The following is a 25,256-nucleotide window of genomic DNA, read 5'->3' on the forward strand; positions in this document are numbered from 1 at the left end:
CTGTCAGCGTCACTCACCCTGTCGCGCCGGCGCGTCGAGCTCGAACGCCGTGTGCAGAGCACGTACCGCCAGTTCCAGGTACTTCTCTTCGATCACCACGGAAACCTTGATTTCCGAGGTGGAGATCATCTGGATGTTGATGCTTTCCTTGGCCAGCGCTTCGAACATGCGGCTGGCCACGCCGGCGTGCGAACGCATGCCGACGCCGACGATGGAAACCTTGGCGATGTTGGTGTCGCCGATGGCTTCGCGCGCGCCGATGTTGGCGGCGGTCTGCTTGAGGATTTCCAGGGCGTTCAGGTAATCGTTGCGATGCACCGTGAAGGTGAAGTCGGTGGTGTTATCGTGCGCCACGTTCTGCACGATCATGTCGACTTCCACATTGGCGGCACTGATCGGCCCGAGGATCTTGAAGGCCACGCCGGGGGTATCGGGTACGCCACGGATGGTCAGCTTGGCTTCGTCGCGGTTGAAGGCGATGCCGGAGATGATCGGCTGTTCCATGGATTCCTCTTCATCATCGATAGTAATGAGGGTGCCCGGACCCTCCTGGAAGCTGTGCAGCACGCGCAGCGGAACGTTGTACTTGCCGGCGAACTCGACCGCCCGGATCTGCAGCACCTTGGAACCGAGGCTGGCCATTTCCAGCATTTCCTCGAAGGTGATCTTGTCCAGCCGACGGGCCTGCGGCACTACGCGCGGATCGGTGGTGTAGACGCCGTCGACGTCGGTGTAGATCTGGCATTCGTCGGCCTTCAACGCCGCCGCCAGGGCCACCCCGGTGGTATCGGAACCGCCGCGGCCCAGCGTGGTGATGTTGCCGTTGCCGTCGACGCCCTGGAAACCGGCGACCACCACTACCCTGCCGGCCTTGAGGTCGGCGCGGATGTGGGTGTCGTCGATGTGCAGGATGCGCGCCTTGGTGTGCGCGCTGTCGGTGAGGATACGCACCTGGTTGCCGGTATAGGAGACCGCCGGCACGCCGCGCTTGATCAGGGCCATGCTGAGCAGGGCGATGGTCACCTGCTCTCCGGTCGAGACCATGACGTCCAGTTCGCGCGGAACCGGCTGCTCCATGATCTGGTTGGCCAGGCCGATCAGACGGTTGGTCTCCCCGCTCATGGCGGATACCACCACGACGACGTCATCGCCCGCTTCGCGGAATTTCTTCACCTTCTCGGCCACCTGCTCGATACGCTCGACGGTGCCGACGGAGGTCCCTCCAAACTTCTGTACGATCAAAGCCATTTCAAACCGCCTGATTCCGTGAAGGGCGCCCTTTTGAACCTGCCACATTCTTTCGCTACCCGGACTGGCGGGGCGCACCGCCGGCCGGGCATCAAGGGGCGCTGGCCGCCCGGCCCCGCGTCGCTCTGGCGCGGGGCCGGCATGGCATCAGAGCCCTTGCTCGACGAAGCGCTGGGCCAGGGCCAGGGCCTCGTCCAATTTCGCTGCATCGGTGCCGCCGCCCTGGGCCATATCCGGGCGTCCGCCACCTTTGCCACCAACTGCCGCCGCGGCTTGCTTCATAAGCTCGCCGGCCTTCAGTTGGCCGGTCAGGTCCTGGGTCACGCCTGCGACCAGTACGACCTTCCCGTCCAGCTCGCCGCCGAGCAGGATCACTGCGCGGCCGAGCTTGTTCTTCAACTGGTCGACCAGCGCCAGCAGCGCCTTGCCGTCCAGACCATCGAGGCGCGCGGCGAGTACCTTCGCGCCCTTGATTTCCACCGCCGCCGCCGAAAGGTCGTCGCCGGCCGCGCTGGCAGCCTTGGCCTTGAGCTGTTCCAGCTCCTTCTCCAGCGAGCGGTTGCGCTCCAGCAGGGCGCCGAGCTTGTCCAGCAGGTTGTCGCGGCTGCCCTTGACCAGGCTGGCGGCTTCCTTGAGCTGCTCCTCGGCACCGTTCAGGTAGGCCAGCGCCGCCGCGCCGGTGACCGCCTCGATACGGCGTACGCCAGCAGCCACGCCACCCTCGCTGGTGATCTTGAACAGGCCGATGTCGCCGGTGCGGGATACGTGGGTGCCACCGCACAGCTCGACGGAGAAATCGCCGCCCATGCTCAGTACGCGCACCTGGTCGCCGTACTTCTCGCCGAACAGCGCCATGGCGCCCTTGGCCTTGGCGGTGTCGATATCGGTTTCCTCGGTCTCGACCTCGGTGTTGCGACGGATTTCGGCGTTGACGATATCCTCCAGGGCCTTCAGTTGTTCCGCCTTGATCGCCTCGAAGTGGCTGAAGTCGAAACGCAGGCGCTGGCTGTCCACCAGCGAGCCCTTCTGTTGTACGTGGTCGCCCAGTACCTGGCGCAGCGCGGCATGCAGCAGGTGGGTCGCGGAGTGGTTGAGCGCGGTGGCCTGGCGTACCGAGGCGTCGACCTCGGCCTTGACCGCGCCGCCGACGCTCAGGTTGCCCCGGGCGACCACGCCATGGTGCAGGTGCGCGCCGCCAGCCTTGGTGGTATCGCGCACGTCGAAGCGCACGCCAGCCGCCTCGAGGTAGCCACTGTCGCCGACCTGGCCGCCGGACTCGGCGTAGAACGGCGTCTGGTCGAGGACCACGACGCCCTCCTCGCCCTCCTCCAGGCGCTCGACGGCCTGGCCGTCCCTGAACAGCGCGACGATCTGCCCGGCGCCGGAGACGCCCTGATAGCCGAGGAAGCGGGTCTCGCCGTCGACCTTGACCAGGCTGTTGTAGTCCATGCCGAAGGCGCTGGAAGCGCGGGCGCGCTCGCGCTGGGCCTCCATCTCGCGCTCGAAGCCGTCCTCGTCGATGGTCAGCTCGCGCTCGCGGGCGATGTCATTGGTCAGGTCGACCGGGAAGCCATAGGTGTCGTACAGCTTGAACACCACGTTGCCGGGAATCACGCTGCCCTGCAGTTCGGCGAGGTCCTGTTCGAGGATCTTCAGGCCTTGCTCCAGGGTCTTGGCGAACTGTTCTTCCTCGGTCTTCAGCACGCGCTCGATGTGTGCCTGCTGTTGCTTCAGCTCGGGGAAGGCATCGCCCATCTCGGCGACCAGCGCTGCGACGATCTTGTGGAAGAAGGTGCCCCTGGCGCCCAGCTTGTTGCCGTGGCGGCAGGCGCGGCGGATGATCCGCCGCAAGACGTAGCCGCGACCCTCGTTGGACGGCAGTACGCCGTCGGCGATCAGGAAGCTGCAGGAACGGATGTGGTCGGCTACCACCTTCAGCGACGGCGCGTCGTCGTTGGCGCAGCCGATGGCCTCGGCGGAGGCTTTCAGCAGGTTCTGGAACAGGTCGATCTCATAGTTCGAGTGCACGTGCTGGAGTACCGCGCTGACGCGCTCCAGGCCCATGCCGGTGTCCACGCTCGGCGCCGGCAGCGGGTGCATGACGCCGTCCGCGGTGCGGTTGAACTGCATGAACACGTTGTTCCAGATCTCGATGTAGCGGTCGCCGTCCTCTTCCGGCGAACCGGGCGGGCCGCCCCAGATCTCCGGCCCATGGTCGAAGAAGATCTCGGTGCAGGGACCGCAGGGTCCGGTATCGCCCATCGCCCAGAAGTTGTCGGACGCATAGGGCGCGCCCTTGTTGTCGCCGATCCGCACCATACGCTCGGCGGGCACGCCGACTTCCTTGGTCCAGATGTCGTAGGCCTCGTCGTCGGTGGCGTAGACGGTGACCCAGAGCTTTTCCTTGGGCAGGTTCAGCCATTTCTCGCCGGTGAGGAACTCCCAGGCGTAATGGATGGCGTCGCGCTTGAAATAGTCGCCGAAGCTGAAGTTACCCAGCATTTCGAAGAAGGTGTGGTGCCGCGCGGTGTAGCCGACGTTTTCCAGGTCGTTGTGCTTGCCGCCGGCGCGCACGCATTTCTGGCTGGTGGTCGCACGGGTGTAGGCGCGCTTTTCCAGGCCGAGGAAGCAGTCCTTGAACTGGTTCATGCCCGCGTTGGTGAACAGCAGGGTCGGATCGTTCGCCGGGATCAGCGAACTGGAAGCGACACGGGTGTGTCCCTTCTCTTCGAAGAAGCGGAGGAAGGCTTCACGGATTTCAGCGCTTTTCATAGGTTCTTCCACGGAAAATTGGCGGCCACGAATCGCCGGCAAAGGGCCGCATTATATCGGCCCTTGGGCAAGGTTGTAGTGTATTTGCGCGATAGTTATTGCCTATTGCCGACCTTTTCGCTTATGAGCGACGAAAGGCCGCGAAGGCATCCAGTACTTGTCCTATGGACTCGGCGGAAACGTCCAGGTGGGTGACCAGGCGCAAACGCGCCGCCGCGCTGATCCGCACCCCGCGCTCGGCGAGGAAGTCGCGCAGCGCGACCGCCCGCTCGCCGACATCGACATAGACCATGTTGGTCTGCACCGGCTCCACCGCATAGCCCAGTTCGCGCAGCCCGTCGCCCAGGCGCGCGGCGTTGGCGTGGTCGTCGGCCAGGCGTGCCACCTGGTGGTCGAGGGCGTACAGTCCGGCAGCCGCCAACAGGCCGGCCTGGCGCATCCCGCCGCCGACCATCTTGCGCCAGCGGCGGGCCTTGCCGATCAGTTCTACGCTGCCGCAAAGCACCGAGCCCACCGGCGCACCGAGGCCCTTGGACAGGCACACCGACACCGAGTCGAAGTGTCGGGTGATCTCGCTGGCGTCTACGCCCAGCTTCACCGCCGCGTTGTACAGGCGCGCGCCATCCAGGTGCAGGGCCAGGCCACGCGCGCGAGTGAAGGCGCGCGCCGCGGCCAGGTAGTCGAGCGGCAGCACCTTGCCCTGCATGGTGTTTTCCAGGGCCAGCAGGCGGGTCCTGGCGAAGTGGAAATCGTCGGCCTTGATCGCCGCCGCGACCTTGTCCAGGTGGAGCGATCCGTCGGCCTCGCCGTCGATCGGCTGCGGCTGGATCGAGCCCAGCACCGCGGCACCGCCGCCCTCGTATTTGTAGGTATGCGCCTGCTGGCCGACGATGTATTCGTCGCCGCGCTCGCAGTGGGCCATCAATCCGAGCAGGTTGCTCATGGTCCCGGTCGGTACGAAGAGCGCCGCGGCGAAGCCCAGGCGCGCCGCCAGTTCGGCCTCCAGGCGGTTGACCGTGGGGTCCTCGCCATAGACGTCGTCGCCCAGTTCGGCCGCGGCCATGGCTTCGCGCATGCCGGCGGTGGGCTGGGTGACGGTGTCGCTGCGCAGGTCGATGACAGGCACGGAGGGCTCCTCGGTTCGGCGGAAAAGCCCGATCCTACGGCGCTCTACCGACAGCCACAAGGGAAGTCGGGAAATCTTCCCGGCCGCAACGGAAACGGAGCGCCGAAGCGCTCCGTCATGATCGAGAGGGAAGGCCGATACGCCTCAGAGCTTGGCCGGCACCACCAGGATTCCGGCACGCAGGCCGTTCTTCACCCGTGGATTGGGGAAGATGATGCGCGCGCCGACCTCGTCCACCACCCAGCGCGTACCGCCGATATCCTCGGCCAGCAGGTAGCCCGGCGAGAGTTCGGTGAAGTTGGCCACGTCGTCGTCGAGGTGCAGGCGGAAGTGGTCGCTGTGCTTGATCACCTCGCGCGACACGCTGAACAGCTTGAGGCCGTCGAGCCGGGAGCCGTCCGGCTGTTCCTCGCTGCCGTCGATCAGCAGCTCCAGGCTCCGCTCCAGGCGCTCCAGGTTGACCTCCTGGTTCTCTCCGAACGGACGTGCCTTGCCCAGTTCCAGGGTAAAGGCCTCCGCGCCGAGCTGGCCGTAGGTGTAGGCGCTGAAGGTGATGCCCGGCTTGTTCTGCAACAGCACCGCCTCGATGCCGGCGTCGCGCAGGCGGGCCAGTTCGCTGCGGGAATGCTCGCGGCCTTCGGCCCAGGGGTAGAGGGCGAACTGCTCGATCTTCGAGCCGCGGATCGCGGTATGCAGGTCGTAGTGCAGGTGGACTCGCTCGGTCTTGCTGAAGAACACCTGGGCCAGGCGCTCCAGCTCGGCGGCACGGAAGGCCTCGTTGCCGCTGCCCTCCTCGTGGCGACCGTTGAACAGGCGGTTCATGTCCTGTTCGACGTAGCGCTCGCCGCGGCGGATGGCTTCGGGGTTGCCGAACAGGAAGAGGACCCTGGCGGCAGGCTTGAGGGTGCCAGCGGCGACCTTGCGGATCAGCCGTTCGAGCAGTTCGATGGGCGCGGTCTCGTTGCCGTGGATACCGGCCGAGAGCAACAGGTCGACGCCGTTATCGCGGGCGCCGATCGGCGTGACTTCCAGCGCGCCCTCGGCCAGCCAGTGCAGGCGGGTGCCGTCGGCGGTGAGCTGGATCTTCTCGGTCGGCTCGCGGCCGGCCAGGGTCAAGTCGAGCAGTTTGCCGAGGGCGAGCATGGGATGTCCTCAGTCAGTGGGTGTGGTCGCAGCCGCAGTCGGGGCCGTGCTCGTGGTCGTCGCCCTCTTCGATCGGCTCCATCTCCAGTTGCAGGCTGACCAGGTTGGTCGCCATCGGCCGCAGCAGCAGGTTGGTGTATTCGGTATCGCCGTCTTCGACGTCGACGCCGATCAGCAACTGGCCGTTGCCGGCTTGCTGGACCCACACTTCCTTGCCCTGCCAGACCACGGCGAAACGGGTGCAGGAAGTTTCCAGCTGGGTGCCGTCGGTATCTTCGAGGATCAGTTGCAGGCTATCGGACATGGTGGCGAGGCTCTCAATCGAGTTGGAAGGAATAAACCGAGCCCAGTTTAAGGATCTGCGTCAGTTCATCCAATGCCGTCCGGCACTCCAGCAGCAGTTGGGGGTCGGCCAGGTCGGTCTCGCTCAGGCGGTCGCGGTAGTGCCGGTCGACCCAGGCTACCAGCGTGTCGTACAGGCCGGCGCTCATGATCACCCCCGGATTCACCGCCGCCAGCTCCCGTTCCTGCAGCGCCACGCGCAAGCGCAGGCAAGCCGGACCGCCGCCGTTCTGCATGCTCTGCTTGAGGTCGAAGACCTTCACTTCGCGGATCGGACCGTCGTCGCCGGTGAGCTGGTCCAGGTAGTTCCAGACCCGCGGGTTGTTCCGGCACTCCTCCGGTACCACCAGCAGCATCGAACCGTCGGCCTTCGACAGCAGTTGGCTGTTGAACAGGTAGGACTTCACCGCGTCCTCCACCGCGACCTGGTCGCGCGGCACGCAGATGGCGCGGAAGCGGCCGCCGCGGCGGCCCAGCTTGTCGTGCAGTTCGGCAAGGACCTTCTCGGTATCGAGGAAGGCGTCCTCGTGATGGAACAGCACCTCGCCATTGCCCACCGAGATCACATCGTTGTGGAACACGCCCTGGTCGATCACCGCCGGGTTCTGTTGAGCGTAGACCACTCCGGCCTCGCTCAGCCCGTGCAGACGCGCGACGGCCTGGCAGGCTTCCAGGGTCTGGCGCGCCGGATAGCGTTGCGGCGCCGGGAAGCGACTGTCGAAGGCGCTGCGACCGAAGACGAAGAACTCCACGCCGGCATCGCCATAGTCCTTGCAGAAGCGCGTGTGGTTGGCCGCGCCTTCGTCGCCGAACTGGCTCACTGCCGGCAGCGCCGCGTGATGGGCGAAATGCCGCTCGTCGTTGAACATCGCCGCCAGCACGCGGCTGGTGGTGGGATGCTCGATGGATCGGTGGAACTTGCAGTTCAGGTTGGCCGCGGTGAAATGCACGCGGCCGTCGGCGGTGTCGGCACTCGGGCTGACCGTGGCGGCATTGGCGGTCCACATGCTCGACGCCGAGCTGCAGGCGGCGAGGAGAGGCATCGCTTCCTTCGCCGCACGGCGGATCACCTCCTCGTCGCTGCCGGAGAAGCCCAGGCTACGCAGCGCAGCGGTATCCGGGCGGGCTTGCGGAGCGAGTACCCCCTGCTTGAAACCCATCTCCATCAGCGCCTTCATCTTCGCCAGGCCCTGCTTCGCCGCTTCCTTCGGGTTGGACACCGCCTGGCTGTTGCTTTGCGAAGCGACATTGCCGTAGGACAGGCCGCCGTAGTTGTGGGTCGGGCCGACCAGGCCGTCGAAATTCACTTCATGGGCATTCATAGGCTGATCCCGGGAGTCAGGGTGGCAGGAAGGGACACGCTGGGGCTTTCCAGCGAGGCGACCGGATAGGCGCAGTAATCGGCGGCGTAGTAGGCGCTCGGCCGGTGGTTGCCGGACGCGCCGATACCGCCGAACGGCGCGCTGCTGGCGGCGCCGGTGAGCTGCTTGTTCCAGTTGACGATGCCGGCGCGGCTTTCCACGAGGAACTGCTCGAAACGCTCGCGGGAATCCGACAGCAACCCGGCGGCCAGGCCGTACTGGGTGGCGTTGGCTTCACGGATCGCCGCAGCGAAATCGGAGTAGCGGATCACTTGCAACAGCGGCCCGAAGAACTCTTCGTCCGGTCGCTCGGCCACCGCGCTGACGTCGAGGATGCCCGGGGTCAGCAGGGCGGCGCCGTCGATCGGCTGGGTCATCGCCAGCAGCGGCTGTGCGCCCTTGCCGATCAAATGCTCCTGGGCCTTGAGCAGGTGCTCGGCGGCGCTCAGCGAAATCACCGCGCCCATGAACGGCGCCGGCTGTTCGTCGAAGCGACCGACCCGCAGGGTAGCGCTGACCGCCACCAGGCGCGCCAGCAGTGCGTCGCCCCAGGCGCCCTGCGGCACCAGCAGGCGGCGGGCGCAGGTGCAACGCTGGCCTGCGGAGATGAAGGCGGACTGGATGATGGTGTAGACGGCGGCGTCGAGGTCGGCGACCTCCTCCACCACCAGCGGGTTGTTGCCGCCCATCTCCAGCGCCAGGATTTTCTGCGGCTGGCCGCCAAACTGGCTGTGCAGCAGGTTGCCGGTGCGACTGGACCCGGTGAAGAACAGACCGTCGAGCCCACGGTGGGCGGCCAGCGCGACGCCGGTTTCGCGACCGCCCTGGACCAGGTTGAGCACGCCGGCCGGCAGGCCGGCCTGGATCCAGGCCTTGAGCGTCAGCTCGGCGACCTTCGGGGTCAGCTCGCTGGGCTTGAACACCACGCAGTTACCGGCCAGCAGCGCCGGGACGATATGCCCGTTGGGCAGGTGGCCGGGGAAATTGTAGGGACCGAATACCGCCACCACGCCATGCGGCTTGTGCCGTAGCACGGCGGTAGCGTCGGCCAGCGGACCGGATTTCTCGCCGGTACGCTCGCGGAACGCCTGCACCGAGATCGCCACCTTGCTGACCATGCTGGTCACTTCGGTGGCCGACTCCCACAGCGGCTTGCCGGTTTCCTCGCCGATCACTCGGGCCAGCTCGTCGGCGCGGGACTTGAGGGTCGCAGCGAAGCGCTCGAGCAACTCGATGCGCTGCTCCAGCGGGCGCCGCGCCCAGGCCGGGAAGGCCTCGCGGGCGGCGCGCACGGCAGCGTCGACCTGGGTGGCGTCAGCGCCGCGCCCGGACCAGACCACGCCCTGGCCAACCGGGTCGAGGGACTCCAGGGTCTCGCCCTGGCCCGCCAGCCACTGGCCGGCAATGTAATGGGTACTCATCATCGACTCCTCGGGCGCCCTCGCCGGGACGCCTCCATCAGGCTTTCAACCGCGCTTCTGCGCCGACAGCGGCACCGCGCGTACCGAGGCGCCGGCCGACAGGCGCAGGCGCTTGGCAGTCAGCGGATCGACCACCAGGGTGCCGGCGGCGGCCCGCGCCGGCGCGGCGGTGATGCGACAGTCTTCGCGCTTGCGGTTGTGGATCAGGTAGGGCTCGGCGTCGTCGCCGGGAGTGCCCACCGCCAGCACCAGGTTCTGGCTCTCGGCGATGGCGCGGATCTTGTCGGTCTCGGCCTCGATCGCCGGGCCGGCGTCGAAGATGTCGACGTAGCCCTGGTAGCTGAAGCCCTCGGCCTTGAGCATGGCCAGCGCCGGCTCGGTGTTCGGATGGACGCGGCCGATCACCCCGCGCGCCTCCTCGGAGAGGAAGCAGGTATAGAGCGGGAACTTCGGCATCAGCTCGGCGATGAAGGCCTTGTTGCCGACCCCGGTGAGGTAGTCGGCCTGGGAGAATTCCATCTTGAAGAAGTGCCGGCCGAGGCTTTCCCAGAATGGCGAACGCCCCTCCTCGTCGGACATGCCGCGCATCTCGGCGATCAGCTTGTCGCCGAACAGGTGGCGGAATTCGGCGATGAACAGGAAGCGCGCGCGCGACAGCAGCTTGCCGTTGAGGCCGCTGCGGTGGTCGGCGTGGAGGAACAGCGAGCACAGCTCGGAATTGCCGGTCAGGTCGTTGGCCAGGAACAGCGTGGGGATCTCGCGATGGATGTTGAGTTCCTGCGAGGCGCTCACGGTGAGGCCGACCCGGTAGTTGTACCAGGGTTCGCGAAGCCCCACCGCTCCGGCGATGGCGGAGATGCCGACGACCTTGCCGGCGTCGTCCTCGAGGACGAACAGGTAGTCGGCGTCGCCGCGTTCGGCCTCGCCGCGGAAGGCCTTCTCGGCCCAGCTGACGCGATGCTGCAGGCGCTGCTCGTTGGCCGGCAGGGTGGTCAGGCCGGTGCCGGTGCTGCGCGCCAGCTCGATCAGGGCCGGCAGGTCGGCGCTGGTAACAGGACGTACGATCATGACTGGCTCCTTCAGACCGCTACCAGGCGCACGCTGGCGCCTTCGCCGACGCCCAGGGCCTCGGCGGCTTCAACACTCAGGGCCACCGGCTTGCCGGGCGCCCAGTCCAGGTCCAGCACGACCGCGCGGAAGTCCTGCAACTGGCCGTTGGTGACCAGGTATGGACGCCCGCTCTTCGGCGCCTCGCCGATCTTCACCGGAACCACCCGGCTCTGGGCGATCGAGCGAATCCCCGAGGTACGCGCGTGCAGGGTCGGGCCGCCATCGAAGATGTCGATGTAGTTGTCGGTCTCGAAGCCTTCGCGCATCAGGATATCGAAGGTGATCTGCGCTCGCGGGTGGACCTGGCCCATGGACTCCTGGGCGGCATCCGGCAACAGTGGCACATAGATCGGATAGTGCGGCATCAGTTCGGCGAGGAAGGTGCGGCTCTTCAGCCCGGAGAGCTTTTCCGCCTCGATGTAGTTCAGGTCGAAGAAGTTGCGCCCGACCGCGTTCCAGAACGGCGATTCGCCCTGCTCGTCGCTGTAGCCGACGATCTCCACCACCACCGCGTCGGCGAAGCGCTCCGGATGGCTGGCCATGAACAGCAGGCGACCGCGCGAGTTGAGTTCGGCGTAGACGCTCTGCACCAGGTCGCGCTGTACGTAGAAACTGGTCAGCAGGCTGTTGCCGGTAAGGTCGTGGCACAGCGAGAGGACATGGATCTTGTTGTGGATCGACAGCGAGCGCGAGGCGTGCACGAAGGTTTCGTTGCGGAAGCTGTAGAACGGTTCCGAGAACCCGGCCGAGGCGACGATCGCCGAGCAGCCGACCAGCTCGCCGCTGGCGCTGTCCTCGAGGACGAAGAAATAGCTTTCCTCGCCGTTGTAGCTCACCTCCGCGGCGAACGAGGCCTCGGAAGCGAGGATCTTGTCGCGCAGGCGTTCGGCGTCATCCGGCAAGGACGTGACGCCTACCGGGCTGTCCGCCGCCAGACGCTGCACCTGTGGCAGGTCGGCCGCTTGGGCGGGGCGCATCACCAACATGGCGTCACTCCTTTCTCAGACAACGATGATTGCCGCATCCATGCGCGGGACCGCGGCACCTTCCTGTGCCACGGTTTCGAACGTCCAGCAGGGAAGATCCCGCGCCACGCACGGCGGCACGGTTCCCGGCTCCGGCGCGGGCCGCTCCGGGATGTCGCATCGGGTGCCCCGGCCTGCGCCGGGGCCCCGTGGGTTCGCTCAGCCGCGGACCAGCTTGGCCACGGCGCGCTCGAAGCGCTCCAGGCCTTCGTCGATCTCGGCGTCGTCGATCACCAGGCTCGGCGCGAAGCGCACCACGTCCGGGCTGGCCTGAAGCACCATGACCGCCTCTTTCTCGGCGGCGTTGAGCACATCCCTGGCCTTGCCCTTCCACTCGTCGGTCAGCGCCGCACCGATCAGCAGGCCCATGCCGCGGATCTCGTCGAAGATGCCGTACTCCTGGCCGATCTTCTGCAGGCGGGACTTGAAGCGCTCATGCTTGGCCTTCACGCCATCCAGCACTTCCGGGGTATTGATCACGTCCAGCGCCGCCTCGGCCACCGCCGACGCCAGCGGGTTGCCGCCGTAGGTGGTGCCGTGGGTGCCGACCGACAGGTGCTTGGCGATCTCGCCGGTGGTCAGCATCGCACCGATAGGGAAGCCGCCGCCCAGGCTCTTGGCGCTGGAGAGGATGTCCGGGACCACGCCGTAGTGCATGTAGGCGAACAGCTCGCCGACCCGGCCCATGCCGCTCTGGACCTCGTCGAAGACCAGCAGCGCGTTGTGCTCGTCGCACAGCTTGCGCGCCCCTTCCAGGTAGGCCTGCTGCGCCGGCAGCACGCCGCCCTCGCCCTGGATCGGTTCCAGCACCACGGCGCAGGTCTTGTCGGAGATCGCCGCCTTCAGCGCTTCCAGGTCGTTGTAGGGAACGTGGGTGATACCCTCGAACTTGGGCCCGAAGCCATCGGAATACTTCGGCTGGCCGCCGACGTTGACGGTGAACAGGGTGCGCCCGTGGAAGCTGTTGCTGGCGGCGATGATCTCGTACTTCTGCGGGCCGTAGACATCGTTGGCGTAGCGGCGAGCCAGCTTGAAGGCCGCCTCGTTGGCTTCGGCGCCGGAATTGGCGAGGAACACCCGCTCGGCGAAGGTGGCGTCCACCAGCTTGCGCGCCAGGCGCAGGGCCGGCTCGTTAGTGAAGACGTTGGAAACGTGCCAGATGCGCTGGGCCTGCTCGGTGAGCGCCTTGACCAGCGCCGGATGCGCGTGGCCCAGGGAGGTCACGGCGATGCCGCCGGCGAAATCGATCAGTTCGCGGCCGCTCTGGTCCCAGACGCGCGATCCCTCGCCTCGCACCGGAATGAAGGCGGCGGGGGCGTAGTTGGGGACCATATACCGGTCGAAATCGGCACGTTCTACCTGCGCATGGGGAGCGGACATCGGTGTTTCTCCTGCCTGAAGGCGGCTATCGATGAAAGGATTGTAGGGATTGGGACCGGGCCGGCATTGCCGCCATGCGACAACTTGTTATAGCGCCAACCCGGGAATTTCCGCGGCTTTCGGAAATGCGACAGAAAGCATCGGGAAGGCGCAGTGTAAACGCGCGATGCACTCGGGTGCATACTTCTTCTACGCCGCCCCGCGGGCGGGAACAGCAGGGAAACAAGCCATGCCCATCGAGGGAATCGACTACCGTCTCGTCTTCGCCTCCGACGTCAATCCGCGCGACGGCCTCGGCCTGGAGTGCTGGCGCGGCGAACAGCCGCTGTTCGAGGTATTTCGCGACGACGCCGGCCGGCGTTTCGTGGTCAACCTGTTCGCCAGCGACGTTCCGCTGGAACTGCTGGAGGCGATCATTCCGACGGCCCGTCGCGAACTCGGCGACTTCCCGAGGCGATCCGCCTCCCGGGGCGTCGCAAAGCCCGGCTGAAACCGCCGCGCCGTTGGCGATCAGCCGCGTTCGACGGGAGTGAAGGTCGTCTCGAAGGCGCTGCCGCCGCGCCGCTGGTTGCGGTCCTCGCGCGGAGTGACGCCGAAGAAGTTGCGGTAGGCGCTGGAGAAATGCGGCCCGGAAGAGAAACCGCAGGACAGGCCGATCTGGATGATCGACTTGCTGGTCTGCATCAGCATCTGCCGCGCGCGGTTCAGGCGCAGCTCCAAGTAGTACTGGCTGGGTACGCGGTTCAGGTATTGCTTGAAGATCCGTTCCAACTGGCGCCGCGAAACACACACATGCTGGGCGATTTCGTCGGTGGTCAGTGGCTCCTCGATATTGGCTTCCATCAGCAGTACCGCCTGGGTCAGCTTCGGATGGCTGGAGCCGAGGCGATTCTTCAGCGGGATGCGCTGGCGCTCGTTGCCTTCGCGAATGCGCTCCACCACCAGCTCTTCCGAGACCGCGCCGGCCAGTTCAGCGCCATGGTCGCGGGACAGCAGCGCCAGCAGCAGGTCGAGTACCGCCATGCCGCCGCAGGCGGTCATGCGGTCGCGATCCCACTCGAACAGGTGATTGGTGGCGATGACCTTGGGGAAGCGCTCGGTGAAGTCATCGTGCCAACGCCAGTGCACCGCGGCGCGATAGCCGTCGAGCAGGCCGAGCTGGGCCAGCGGGTAAATGCCGGCGGACAGCGCGCCGATCGCCGCTCCCGAACGCGCCAGTTGCTTGAGCGCCAGGCCCAGCGCTGGCGACACCGCCGCCGGCGCCTCGTCGGCGACCAGGAACAGCCGCGAGCATTGCTCCAGCCTGCCGTTCCAGGCCGTTCCCGGCAGGCGCCAGCCCTCCTCTTCGGCCGGCGCTTCGGCGAGCAGGAACAGCGGCTCGTAGAGCGCCTCGGGGTGCAACCGCCGGGCCGCCCGCAGGGCTTCCTCGGCAAGCGATAGCGTCAGCGCGCGGGTGGCGGGCCAGAGGAGGAAACCGATGCGTTGGGGTTGGGCAGTCATGGGAGCAGCTTAGCCGGCCTCTGCGATGAATGTTACTTGAGGCTGCCGGAGAGGAACTGCTTGAGGCGGTCCGACTGCGGGTTGGCGAGGACTTCCTTCGGGCAGCCGTGTTCCTCGACCAGGCCCTTGTGCAGGAACACCAACTGGTTCGACACCTCGCGGGCGAAACCCATCTCGTGGGTCACCACCACCATGGTGCGGCCTTCCTGGGCCAGGTCCTGCATGACCTTCAGCACTTCGCCCACCAGTTCGGGGTCGAGCGCCGAGGTCGGCTCGTCGAACAGCATCACTTCCGGCTCCACCGCCAGCGCCCGGGCGATCGCCACGCGCTGCTGCTCGCCGCCGCTCATGTGCGCCGGGTAGGCGTCCTTGCGGTGCGCCACGCCGACCTTGGCCAGGTAGTGCTCGGCCTTCTCGATGGCTTCCTTCTTCGACACGCCGAGCACATGCACGGGCGCCTCGATGACGTTCTCCAGGGCACTCATGTGCGACCACAGGTTGAAATGCTGGAACACCATCGACAAGCGCGAGCGCATGCGCTGCAACTGGCGGGAGTCGGCGGCCTTCAGCGCGCCGTCGCGGCCAGGCACCAGCTTCAGCTCCTCGCCGTTGAGCAGGATCTTGCCGGCGTGCGGCTGTTCCAGCAGGTTTATGCAGCGCAGAAAGGTGCTCTTGCCGGAACCGCTCGAGCCGATGATGCTGATCACGTCGCCCGCTTTCGCCGCCAGCGAGACGCCCTTGAGCACCTCGTGGCTACCGTAGCGCTTGTGCAGGTCTTGGACTTCCAGTTTGTACATGTGTGTGTTCTCGGCTAATCAGTCGCTGAGCAAGCGTCCCTGACGGATCGGTTGACGACCGGCCACCTTGGCCAGCCAGAGTCCCGGCTGCGCGTAGCGCATCCGTTCGATGGCGAAAAGCACGCCGGAAACCCCGGCGCACACGGTGCTGGCACGGTCGGCCAGGGGATCGATGACCTGGAACAGCGGTTCGCCCGCCTCCACCCATTCGCCCGGCCGGCGCAGGAAACTCACCACGCCGGTATGCGGGGCGTGGACGTATTCGGTGCCCTCGAAGGGCAAGCCTTCGCAGCAGGCTTCGGGCGCCGCCGGCCATTCGCCCTCGACGAAGCCCTGCTCGGCGAGGAAGGCCAGGATCGCCGCGGCGTTGGCCTCGGCCTGCTGCACGGTGGTGTCGGCCTGGCCGCCGAGTTCGACGGTGGTCGCCAGGCAGGCCAGCGGCAGCTCGGCGCGCGGATACAGGCGCGACAGGCGCAGCCACGGCACCGAGCAGGCCTCGTCGAAGGAACCGCCGCCGGACTCCTCGGCGAGCAGCCCGACAGCGGCGCCCAGGCGTGCGGCCAGGGAGGCGAAGGTGGGCCATTGTTGCGGCAGGGTATAGAGATGGATGGCGGCCTCGAAGTCGCAATGCAGGTCGAGCACCAGGTCGGCGTCGCAGGCGTGGCGATAGAGCACGCGCTGCATGCCCTCCAGTTCCGAGGTCGCCGGCGGCAGGGCGTCCAGCGCCGCGCGCAGGGCCTGGCGGACCAGCGCGACATTGGCCGCCGGATCGCTGCCGAGACGCTCGCCGACGCTGTCGATCACCGCGTCCAGCAGGTCGGGGAAATCGCGATTGAAGTTGCGCCCGCTGCTCATTTCGAAGCGCCCCTGGTGCAGCGCCTGGATCATCTGCCCGAGACCGACCGGATTGGCCACCGGCACCAGCTCGACGGTGCCGCGCAGGCGGCCTTCCGCCTCCAGCAGGCGCAACCGCTGCTTCAGCTCCCAGGCGGTGCGCATGCCCGGCAGCTCGTCGGCGTGCAGGCTGGACTGGATGTAGACCTTGCGCGCGCCGCAGCCGAAGCGGAACACGCTCAGGCGCTTCTCGCTTCCCAGGGTGCTCCACGGCAGCAGGTGGTCGATACGCTCCATGCGGTCCTCCGGATCAGGATTTGCGCGGCGCCAGGTAGGCCAGCCAGCGGCGCTCGGCAAGCTTGAACAGGCGCACCAGGATGAAGGTCAGGCACAGGTAGAACAGGCCGGCGGTGATGAACGCCTCGAACGGCAGGTAGTACTGCGAGTAGACGGTCCGCGCGGCGCCGGTGATGTCCACCAGGGTGACGATGGACGCCAGGCTGGTGGTCTGCAGCATCATGATCACTTCGTTGCTGTACTGCGGCAGGGCGCGCCGCAGTGCCGACGGCAGGAGGATGCGGCGGTACATCTTCAGGCGCGACATGCCCATCGCCCTGGCCGCCTCGATCTCGCCATGGGGCGTGGCCTTCAGGCTACCGGCGAGGATCTCGGCGGTATAGGCGCTGGTGTTGATGGCGAACGCCAGGCAGGCGCAGAAGGAGGCGTTCGACAACCAGGGCCACAGCGCGCTCTCGCGCACCGCGTCGAACTGCGCCAGGCCGTAGTAGATCAGGAACAGCTGGACCAGCATCGGCGTGCCGCGGATCACGTAGGTGTAGAGCCAGGCCGGGAAGTTCACCAGCGGCTGCTTGGAGACCCGCATCAGCGCCAGCGGCACCGCCAGCAGCAGGCCGATCAGCAGGGAGATCGAGAGCAGCTTGAGGGTGACCAGCAGGCCGTCGAAATAGAGCGGAAGGCTGTCCCAGATGACGGAGAAATCGAAGATCACGATAGGGCCCCTTGACTCACAGTTCCGCGGTTTTCACGCCGACCGAATAGCGGCGTTCGAGCAGGCGCAGCAACAGCAGCGACACGCTGGTCACCAGCAGGTACAGGCCGGCCACGGCGAGGTAGTAGGTGAACGGCTCGCGGGTCGCATCGGAGGCCTGCTTGGCCTTGAACATCATGTCCTGCAGGCCGACCACGGAAATCAGCGCGGTGGCCTTGACCAGCACCAGCCAGTTGTTGGTGAAGCCGGGGATCGCCAGGCGGATCATCTGCGGCACCTGGATGCGGAAGAACACCTGGCGGTGGCTCATGCCGTAGGCGTAGCCGGCCTCGCCCTGCCCCTTGGGAATCGCCATGAAGGCGCCGCGGAAGGTCTCCGAGAGATAGGCGCCGAAGATGAAGCCGAGGGTGCCGACGCCGGACACGAAGGGATTCAGGTCGATGTAGTCGTCGTAGCCGAGTTGCGGGGCGACCCAGTTCAGCAGGCCCTGGCCGCCGTAGAAGATCAGCAGGATCAGCACCAGGTCGGGGATGCCGCGCACTACCGTGGCGTACAGGTCGCCGCACCAGGCCAGCCAGCGCACCGGCGACAGGCGGAAGGCCGCGCCCAGCAGGCCGAGGACGATGGCCAGGAGCATGGAAAGCAGGGCCAGCTGGAGAGTCAGCCAGGCGCCATCGACGATGGTCGCACCGTAGCCAGTGATCATCAAAACGGTACCTCTATGCAGCTAATGCAGCGCTAAAGCAGTGGCGTCCAGTCAATAAAAAAGTGGCACAAACAGCGCGAGGCGTCGCGGACGTTTGTGCCACCTCTGACGGATAGCGTCAGTTCGAACCGTAGACGTCGAAGCTGAAGTACTTGTCCTGGATCTGCTTGTACTTGCCGTTGGCGCGCAGCGCGTCGATGGCCGCGTTGAACTTGCCGGCCAGCTCGCTATCGCCCTTGCGCACGGCGATGCCGACGCCTTCGCCGAAGTACTTGGCATCGGTCAGTTGCGGACCGACGAAGGCGTAGCCCTTGCCGGCATCGGTCTTGAGGAAGCCATCTTCGAGGTTCACCGAATCGGCGACCACCGCGTCGAGGCGACCGGCCACCAGGTCCATGTTGGCTTCCTGCTGGGAGTTGTAGCGCACCACTTCGACGCCGGCCGGGGTCAGTTCGGCGGAGGCGTAGCGGTCGGCGGTACTGCCACGCAGCACGCCGGCCTTCTTGCCCTTCAGGTCGGCCTTGGGATCGTTGAGGCTGGCGCCTTCCTTCATCACGAAGCGCGCCGGGGTGTTGTAGTACTTGTTGGTGAAGTCCACCGAACGCTTGCGCTCGTCGGTGATGGTCATCGACGAGAGGATCGCATCGATCTTGCGCACCTTGAGTGCCGGGATCAGGCCGTCGAACTCCTGCTCGACCCACTTGCACTGCACCTTCATCTCTTCGCAGAGGGCATTGCCGATATCCACGTCGAAGCCTGCCAACTGGCCGTCCGGGGTCTTCAGCGAGAACGGCGGGTAGGCCGCCTCGATGCCGATGCGCACCGGCTTGTCGGCGGCGAAAGTGGGCAGGGAGAGCACGGACAGCGCCAGGGCGCCGAGAAGTGCGAGCTTCTTCATCTGGAACTCCTTCGAAGGGGATGGCATCGATTGGCAGGAGAAATAGAACCTTGCCCAGGCTGCCGACGGATATGCGTGATCACCGGCTCTTGCGCATGGCGCCTTCTCGTGGACAGGGCGCCAGCTGGGGTGAGCGGCATTCTAGCGACAGGCCGAAAGTGGTTATTTCTTCAATGCGACAACTAATTATAAAAGCACCGAAGAGGGCGTTCGGCGATATTGACAGGCAGCGACATTTGTGCCCGGAAAGCGCGAAGTTTAATCAATGAGTAAAGCAAATCTCAAGCCATAAATTGCCAATTCCTTCTCCTTCAATGGCTTGGCCGCTACGACTCGCCTCGACTGCTACCCCGTGTCGCACCTTGGCTGTGCGTGGCGTTTCCTCTCGCCCCAATTATGCGCAGGCGCGCATCACCGAAGTGTTACCGCCGCCCCATTCCCGGCGCGAGCCCATTCGAAACGCCCTCCTCCTCGGCCCGCGCCAAATGAAAGACCCCGCGCGGCTCGCACCGCGCGGGGTCGTTTCGGATCAGGCGGAAGTCAGGCGGCCTGCATCGAGCGATGGGTCTCGATCAGGTGCTGGACCACGCCCGGGTCGGCAAGGGTGGAGATGTCGCCGAGGGTGTCGTACTCGGCCGCGGCGATCTTGCGCAGGATGCGCCGCATGATCTTGCCCGAACGGGTCTTCGGCAGTCCCGGCGCCCACTGGATCACATCCGGCGTGGCGATCGGACCGATCTCGCGGCGAACCCATTGCTTCAGCTCCTGGCGCAGCGCCTCGCTCGGCTCGACCCCGGAGTTGAGGGTGACGTAGACATAGATGCCCTGCCCCTTGATGTCGTGCTGCATGCCGACCACCGCCGCCTCGGCGACCTTCGGGTGGGCGACCATCGCGCTTTCCACCTCGGCGGTGCCCATGCGGTGGCCGGAGACGTTGAGCACGTCGTCGACCCGCCCGGTGATCCAGTAGTAGCCGTCCTCGTCGCGGCGCGCGCCGTCGCCGGTGAAGTACATGCCCTTGAAGGTCTTGAAGTAGGTGTCGACGAAGCGGTCATGGTCGCCGAACAGGGTCCGCGCCTGGCCCGGCCAGGAGTCGAGGATCACCAGGTTGCCCTCGGCGGCGCCCTCGATCAGGTTGCCGAGGTTGTCCACCAGTGCCGGTACCACGCCGAAGAACGGCTTGGCTGCAGAGCCCGGCTTCATCGCGTGGGCGCCCGGCAGCGGGGTCATCAGGCAGGCGCCGGTCTCGGTCTGCCACCAGGTGTCGACGATCGGGCAGCGCGACTGGCCGACGGTCTCGTAGTACCACTGCCAGGCTTCCGGGTTGATCGGCTCGCCCACCGAACCGAGCAGACGCAGGCTGGAACCGTCGGCACCGGCCACCGCCGCCTTGCCTTCGGCCATCATCGCGCGGATCGCGGTCGGCGCGGTGTAGAGGATGTTGACCTTGTGCTTGTCGATGATTTTCGCCACGCGGGTCACGTCGGGGTAGTTCGGCACGCCCTCGAACAGAATGGTGGTGGCGCCGTTGGCCAGCGGGCCATAGACGATGTAGGTGTGGCCGGTGACCCAGCCGATGTCGGCGGTGCACCAGTAGACTTCGCCCGGACGGTAGTCGAAGACCCGCTCGTGGGTCAGCGAGGCGTACACCAGGTAGCCGCCGGTGGTATGCAGCACGCCCTTCGGCTTGCCGGTGGAGCCGGAGGTGTAGAGGATGAACAGCGGGTCCTCGGCGCCCATTTCCTTGGGTGCGCAAGTGCTGCCGGCAACCTTCATCAGGTCGTCGTACCAGACGTCGCGGTGCTGGTTCCACTTGATCTCCGCACCGGTACGCTTGCAGACGATGATCTTCTGCACGCTGGAGGTTTCCGGGTTGGTCAGGGCGTCGTCGACATTGGCCTTCAGCGGAGTGCGCTTGCCACCGCGCACGCCTTCGTCGGCGGTGATCACCACCTTCGACTTGCAATCGATGATGCGTCCTGCCAGGGCCTCGGGGGAGAAGCCGCCGAAGACCACCGAGTGGATCGCGCCGATGCGGGTGCAGGCGAGCATGGCGACCACGGCCTCGGGGATCATCGGCATGTAGATGGTCACTACGTCGCCGCGGTGCACGTCCTGCCCGCGCAGGGCGTTGGCGAACTTGCAGACCTGCTCGTGGAGCTGGCGGTAGGTGATTTCCTGGTGGTCGGCGGGATCGTCGCCTTCCCAGATGATCGCCACCTGGTCGCCGCGTTCGGCGAGGTGACGGTCGAGGCAGTTGTGCGACACGTTGAGGGTGCCGTCGGCGAACCACTTGATGTCCACGTGATGGTCGTCGAAGGAGGTCTGCTTGACCTTCTCGAACGGCTTGATCCAGTCGATCCGCTGGGCCTGCTCGCGCCAGAAGCCGTCGGGGTTGACGACGGACTGCTGGTACATCGTCTTGTAGGTGGCTTCGTCGGTGAAGGTCCGTGCCACCGCTTCCGGGTGCACGGGGTACAGGGATGCCGCAGACATGGCTTTAACCTCGGTACGTGAGTGTTGTTTTTGTTGTGCCCAGTTGTAGCGAGCGCACACCCCACGAACCATACGACCATGGTCTTACCACTGCGCGACAGCGCCGATAGTAGCTATAAGCCGCGCCGATCGTAGCCTTGCGCCAGCGGCGGAGCGCGTCCCGCGCCCCGCCGCCGCGACCTCAGCTCATGCCCAGCAGGCCCGGCAGCCACAGCGAGATCAACGGCACGTAGGTCACCAGGATCAGGAACAGCAGCAGGATCATCAGCCACGGCAGCGCCGCGCGGATGGTCGCCCCCAGCGGCATGCCGGTGACCGCCGAAGTGACGAACAGGTTGAGGCCGACCGGCGGGTGTACCAGGCCGATCTCCATGTTCACCACCATGACGATGCCCAGGTGGATCGGGTCGATGCCCAGCTTCATGGCGATGGGGAAGAAGATCGGCGCCAGGATCAGCACGATCGCCGAGGGCTCCATGAAGCTGCCGGCGACCAGCAGCACCACGTTGACCATCAGCAGGAAGCCGATCGGGGTCAGGCCTTCCTGCACCACCCATTCGGTGATCTGCTGGGGGATCTGCTCGGTGGTCAACACGTGGGCGAAGAGCATGGCATTGGCGATGATGAACATCAGCATGATGCTCAGCCGCCCCGACTCCAGCAGCACCTTGGGACAGTCGCGCAGGCGCATGTCCTTGTACACGAACAGCGCGACGAAGGCCGAATACACCGCCGCCACCGCCGCCGCCTCGGTGGGGGTGAACAGCCCGGAATAGATGCCGCCGAGGATGATCACCAGCAACAACAGGCCCCAGCCTGCACGGCGTGCGGCGGCCAGCCACTCGCGGAAGCTGGCGCGCGGCTGCGCCGGCAGCTTCTTGACCCGCGCGACGATGTAGATCACCACCATCAGGATCACCCCGAGCAGCAGCCCCGGAACCACCCCGGCGACGAACAGCTTGCCCACCGAGGTCTCGGTGGCGGCGGCGTAGACCACCATCACGATCGATGGCGGGATGAGGATGCCCAGGGTCCCGGCATTGCAGATGATCCCCGCGCCGAAGGCGCGCGGATAGCCGGAGCGGACCATGCCGGCCACAGCGATCGAGCCGACCGCCGCCACTGTCGCCGGCGACGAACCGGACAGCGCGGCGAACAGCATGCAGGCAAGCACCGCAGCGATCGCCAGGCCGCCGCGGATATGCCCGACGCAGGCATTGGCGAAGTCGATCAGGCGCCGCGCCACGCCACCGGTGGTCATGAACGCGCCGGAGAGCAGGAAGAACGGGATCGCCAGCAGGGTGTAGGCCTCGGAGGTCTCGAACAGCTTGATCGCCAGCGAGCGCACCGAATCCGGGCTGAACAGCAGGATCGTCAGGGCGCCGGACAGCCCCAGGGAGATGGCGATGGGCACGCCGATGAACATGAACAGGAACAGCAGCAGGAACAGGATCAGCACGGTCATGGACGGTTCTCCCCGGCCTCTTCGCCGGCCAGTTTGGAGGCCTCGGCGGCCTCGTCGGCGAGGCCCAGCCCGAGCTGGCGACCGCGCAACAGGTTGACGAGGATTTCCAGGTAGCGCAGCAGCACCAGGCCGAAGCCGACCGGCACCACCACCGCGATGTAGGCCTGGAGGATGCCGAAGTGGTCGAGGTCCTCGGCGCCGATGCCGGCGACGAACAGGGTCTTCACCCAGTCGTAGCTGGCGACCATGAACAGCCCGGCGTAGCCCAGGCAGCAGAGGCAGGCGAGTATCCCGATCAGGCGCTGCAAGGGACGCGGCGCCAGGCGCACCAGGGCATCCACCCCGAGGTGGCCGGCGGTGCGTACGCCGTAGGCGATGCCGAGGAAGATCAGCCAGCCGAACAGCGCCTTGGTCAGCGCGTTGCTCCAGGACATATCCTGGGCTACCCCGAGGATCGCGTCGCCCATTGAGTACAGCGGAGCCCGCAGTGTCGGCAGGCGGTCGCCGAGGTCGTAGAACAGGGTGAAGACGTTGGTCATCACCACATAGAGGAAGGTCACCAGCGTCATCGCCGCCAGCAGGAAGGCGATAGCGCCCTCCTCGAAGCGGTTCCAGACGCGCACGAGTCGATTCATCGCAGCGTTCTCCACAATGCCCCGCCCGGCCGGGCGGGGCCGGACGGGTCAATCGGGACGGTTGGAAGCTTCGGCGGCCTGGAGCAGATCGGCACCGACATTGCCGCGGAATTTCTGCCATACCGGCTGCATCGCCTGGCGCCAGTCGGCGCGCTGCCGCGGGCTCAGGGTATGGATCTCGCTGGCGCCACTGGCGAGGATGCGCTGGCGGGCGTCGCGGTTGAGGCGCTCGGCCTCGAGGTTCACCTGCACGGTGACCTCGTCCATGATCCGCTGCAGTTCTTCGCGGATGTCCGCCGGAAGGCCATTCCAGAACTTCGCGTTGGTGATCACCATGTAGTCCACCAGGCCGTGGTTGGACTCGGTGAAATACTTCTGTACCTCGTTGACCTTCTGGCTCTCGTAGTTCGACCAGGTGTTCTCGGTGCCATTCACCACGCCGGTCTGCAAGCCCTGGTAGACCTCGGCGAAGGACATCTTCCGGGAGATCGCGCGGAGCTGGCGGAACTGCTCGTTGAGCACGTCGGACGCCTGCACGCGGAATTTCAGCCCGCGCGCGTCTTCCGGCTCCAGCAACGGGCGATTGGCGGAGAGCTGCTTCATCCCGTTGTGCCAGTAGGCCAGGCCGAGGATGCCCTTGCCCTGCATGCTGGTCAGCAAGGCGCGCCCCTGCGGGCTGCGCTGGAAGCGGTCGACCGCCTGGATGTCGTCGAAGAGGAACGGCAGGTCGAAGATCTGCACCTTGCGCGTGTACTGCTCGAACTTGGCCAGGGACGGCGCCAGCATCTGCACGTCGCCCAGCAGCAGCGCCTCCATTTCCTTGCCGTCGCCGAACAGCGACGAGTTGGGATAGACGTCTACCTCGACCCGGCCGCCCAGGCGCTGTTCGACGAGTTTCTTGAACAGCAGCGCGCCCTGGCCTTTGGGCGTGTTTTCCGCGACCACGTGGGAGAACTTGATGACGATCGGCTGCGCGGCATTCGCCAGGCAGGAGCCACCGATCGCCAGGGCGCACAACAGCGCCCGTACCATCGTCTTGAACATTTCGTGACCTCAGATTGTTGTTGTGCTTTCGAGGTATCGACGAGCCTGACGCAGCCGGCGCGTTCGGAGAATTCGCCATTGCTCAAGCCCGCGTTCGCGTCTGTCGAACGCGTTCAGCCACCCTCCCCGGCCCGCTCCAGCAGGCGTCGCGCGCGCCCCAGCACCGGCGCGTCGACCATCTCGCCGTCGACCACGAAGACGCCGGCACCGGAGGCGCCGGCCTCTGCCACCCGACGCGCCCACTCCAGTTCCGCGGGACTCGGCATCAATGTCTGGTGGATCGGCTCGACCTGGCTCGGATGGATGCACAGCAACCCGCCGAAGCCCATGTCGCGAGCGAAGCGCACTGCCTCGACCAGTCCGGCACGGTTCTGGATCGCCGGATAGACGCCGTCCAGCGGCGGCGCCAGGCCTGCCAGGCGCGTTTGCAGGAGCAGTGCGTAACGGGCGTGACCGAGAATCTGTTCGGCTGCGTTGCTGCCGCTGTTGAGATCGAGGTCCAAGGCCAGGTCGAGGCTGCCGAAGGACAGCCGCTCGACCCCCGCGGCGGCGGCGATCTCGCCCAGCGCGGCAAGGCCGCGGGCACTCTCGACGATGGGCCAGACCGGCTTGCCGCTGGCCACGGCGGCGTGGCGCACCTGGGCGGCGCTCTCCACTTTCGGCAGGAGCAGGCCGATCACTCCGGCGTGGTCGCGGCACAGCGCCAGGTCGTCGGCATGCCCGGGATGCTCCGCCGCGTTGATCCGCACCAGCACCCGGGCTTCCGGCGTATCGACGAGGAAACGCCGGAGATTGGCCCGCGCCTCGACCTTCAGCCCCTCCTCCACCGCATCCTCGAGGTCGACGATGACCCGGTCGGCGCCGCTGGCAAGGGCCTTGGGGATCCGCTCCGGGCGGGTCGCCGGGACGAACAGCGCGCTGCGCACGATCTGTCGGTTCATGTC

At 66.4% G+C, this 25,256-nt stretch carries 22 protein-coding genes; 1 reads left to right on the forward strand and 21 read right to left on the reverse strand.

What is annotated here, in order from left to right:
* Positions 1-9 precede the first annotated feature (9 nt).
* The 10 genes from ACI766_RS21705 to aruC all read right to left on the reverse strand — a co-directional run bounded on the left by ACI766_RS21705 (position 10) and on the right by aruC (position 12,928).
* Positions 10-1,248 carry an aspartate kinase gene (locus ACI766_RS21705; RefSeq protein ID WP_003085971.1) on the reverse strand — a complete coding sequence of 413 codons (1,239 nt, stop codon included), beginning with the start codon at positions 1,246-1,248 and terminating at the stop codon, positions 10-12.
* A gap of 147 nt (positions 1,249-1,395) precedes the next feature.
* On the reverse strand, positions 1,396-4,020 hold the full coding sequence (gene alaS, locus ACI766_RS21710) for an alanine--tRNA ligase (RefSeq protein ID WP_003112602.1): 2,625 nt from the start codon (positions 4,018-4,020) through the stop codon (positions 1,396-1,398).
* Positions 4,021-4,141: 121 nt separating this feature from the next.
* A complete protein-coding gene (gene ltaE, locus ACI766_RS21715; protein ID WP_003112603.1) occupies positions 4,142-5,146 on the reverse strand; it encodes a low-specificity L-threonine aldolase in 1,005 nt (334 codons plus the stop codon).
* A 144-nt stretch (positions 5,147-5,290) separates the two neighbouring features.
* Positions 5,291-6,289: a succinylglutamate desuccinylase gene (gene astE / locus ACI766_RS21720; protein WP_003134260.1), complete on the reverse strand. Its 999-nt coding sequence runs from the start codon at positions 6,287-6,289 to the stop codon at positions 5,291-5,293.
* 13 nt (positions 6,290-6,302) lie between these two features.
* Positions 6,303-6,593: a hypothetical protein gene (locus ACI766_RS21725; protein ID WP_003085959.1), complete on the reverse strand. Its 291-nt coding sequence runs from the start codon at positions 6,591-6,593 to the stop codon at positions 6,303-6,305.
* A gap of 13 nt (positions 6,594-6,606) precedes the next feature.
* Positions 6,607-7,953, reverse strand: a complete 1,347-nt coding sequence (astB, locus tag ACI766_RS21730) for an N-succinylarginine dihydrolase (RefSeq protein WP_003085956.1) — start codon at positions 7,951-7,953, stop codon at positions 6,607-6,609.
* Positions 7,950-9,416, reverse strand: coding sequence for a succinylglutamate-semialdehyde dehydrogenase (astD, locus tag ACI766_RS21735; RefSeq protein WP_025982318.1), 1,467 nt, complete (start codon positions 9,414-9,416; stop codon positions 7,950-7,952). The genes astB and astD overlap by 4 nt, the downstream gene beginning before the upstream one ends.
* Before the next feature lie 42 nt (positions 9,417-9,458).
* On the reverse strand, positions 9,459-10,481 hold the full coding sequence (gene astA / locus ACI766_RS21740; RefSeq protein WP_003112607.1) for an arginine N-succinyltransferase: 1,023 nt from the start codon (positions 10,479-10,481) through the stop codon (positions 9,459-9,461).
* An 11-nt stretch (positions 10,482-10,492) separates the two neighbouring features.
* A complete protein-coding gene (aruF, locus tag ACI766_RS21745; RefSeq protein ID WP_003085950.1) occupies positions 10,493-11,509 on the reverse strand; it encodes an arginine/ornithine succinyltransferase subunit alpha in 1,017 nt (338 codons plus the stop codon).
* Between the two features lie 198 nt (positions 11,510-11,707).
* The gene (aruC, locus tag ACI766_RS21750) at positions 11,708-12,928 is read right to left on the reverse strand and encodes a bifunctional succinylornithine transaminase/acetylornithine aminotransferase (RefSeq protein ID WP_003112608.1); all 1,221 of its coding nucleotides are present in this window, start codon (positions 12,926-12,928) and stop codon (positions 11,708-11,710) included.
* Between the two features lie 166 nt (positions 12,929-13,094).
* On the opposite strand from aruC, the gene ACI766_RS21755 reads away from it, so the two are divergent.
* Positions 13,095-13,418, forward strand: a complete 324-nt coding sequence (locus ACI766_RS21755) for a hypothetical protein (protein ID WP_003134266.1) — start codon at positions 13,095-13,097, stop codon at positions 13,416-13,418.
* 20 nt (positions 13,419-13,438) lie between these two features.
* On the opposite strand, the gene argR is transcribed toward ACI766_RS21755, so the two are convergent.
* From argR to ACI766_RS21810, 11 genes are all read right to left on the reverse strand, one after another.
* Complete coding sequence (argR, locus tag ACI766_RS21760; protein WP_003085944.1) at positions 13,439-14,428, reverse strand: transcriptional regulator ArgR; 990 nt, start codon at positions 14,426-14,428, stop codon at positions 13,439-13,441.
* 32 nt (positions 14,429-14,460) lie between these two features.
* Positions 14,461-15,225, reverse strand: a complete 765-nt coding sequence (aotP, locus tag ACI766_RS21765; RefSeq protein ID WP_003085940.1) for an arginine/ornithine transport ATP-binding protein AotP — start codon at positions 15,223-15,225, stop codon at positions 14,461-14,463.
* Between the two features lie 18 nt (positions 15,226-15,243).
* Entirely contained in the window at positions 15,244-16,356 is a 1,113-nt protein-coding gene (locus ACI766_RS21770; protein WP_003117121.1) for a M14 family metallopeptidase, read from the reverse strand.
* 13 nt (positions 16,357-16,369) lie between these two features.
* Complete coding sequence (locus tag ACI766_RS21775; protein WP_087823810.1) at positions 16,370-17,068, reverse strand: ABC transporter permease; 699 nt, start codon at positions 17,066-17,068, stop codon at positions 16,370-16,372.
* Positions 17,069-17,084: 16 nt separating this feature from the next.
* Complete coding sequence (locus ACI766_RS21780) at positions 17,085-17,774, reverse strand: ABC transporter permease (protein ID WP_003085934.1); 690 nt, start codon at positions 17,772-17,774, stop codon at positions 17,085-17,087.
* A 118-nt stretch (positions 17,775-17,892) separates the two neighbouring features.
* Positions 17,893-18,672: an ABC transporter substrate-binding protein gene (locus tag ACI766_RS21785; protein ID WP_003085932.1), complete on the reverse strand. Its 780-nt coding sequence runs from the start codon at positions 18,670-18,672 to the stop codon at positions 17,893-17,895.
* Positions 18,673-19,212: 540 nt separating this feature from the next.
* Positions 19,213-21,168 (reverse strand): acetate--CoA ligase, encoded by a 1,956-nt coding sequence (gene acs, locus ACI766_RS21790; RefSeq protein ID WP_003110260.1) that lies wholly within the window; start codon positions 21,166-21,168, stop codon positions 19,213-19,215.
* Positions 21,169-21,349: 181 nt separating this feature from the next.
* A complete protein-coding gene (gene dctM, locus ACI766_RS21795) occupies positions 21,350-22,633 on the reverse strand; it encodes a C4-dicarboxylate TRAP transporter large permease protein DctM (RefSeq protein WP_003085927.1) in 1,284 nt (427 codons plus the stop codon).
* Positions 22,630-23,268: a TRAP transporter small permease gene (locus ACI766_RS21800; RefSeq protein WP_003114245.1), complete on the reverse strand. Its 639-nt coding sequence runs from the start codon at positions 23,266-23,268 to the stop codon at positions 22,630-22,632. Before ACI766_RS21800 ends, dctM begins: the two co-directional genes overlap by 4 nt.
* Before the next feature lie 48 nt (positions 23,269-23,316).
* Positions 23,317-24,312: a TRAP transporter substrate-binding protein gene (locus ACI766_RS21805; protein ID WP_003117123.1), complete on the reverse strand. Its 996-nt coding sequence runs from the start codon at positions 24,310-24,312 to the stop codon at positions 23,317-23,319.
* A 113-nt stretch (positions 24,313-24,425) separates the two neighbouring features.
* Positions 24,426-25,253, reverse strand: a complete 828-nt coding sequence (locus ACI766_RS21810) for an HpcH/HpaI aldolase/citrate lyase family protein (protein ID WP_003085920.1) — start codon at positions 25,251-25,253, stop codon at positions 24,426-24,428.
* Positions 25,254-25,256: the final 3 nt, after the last annotated feature.

Source organism: Pseudomonas sp. DL (genome assembly GCF_047199225.1).
Classification (GTDB): Bacteria; Pseudomonadota; Gammaproteobacteria; order Pseudomonadales; family Pseudomonadaceae; genus Pseudomonas; species Pseudomonas aeruginosa.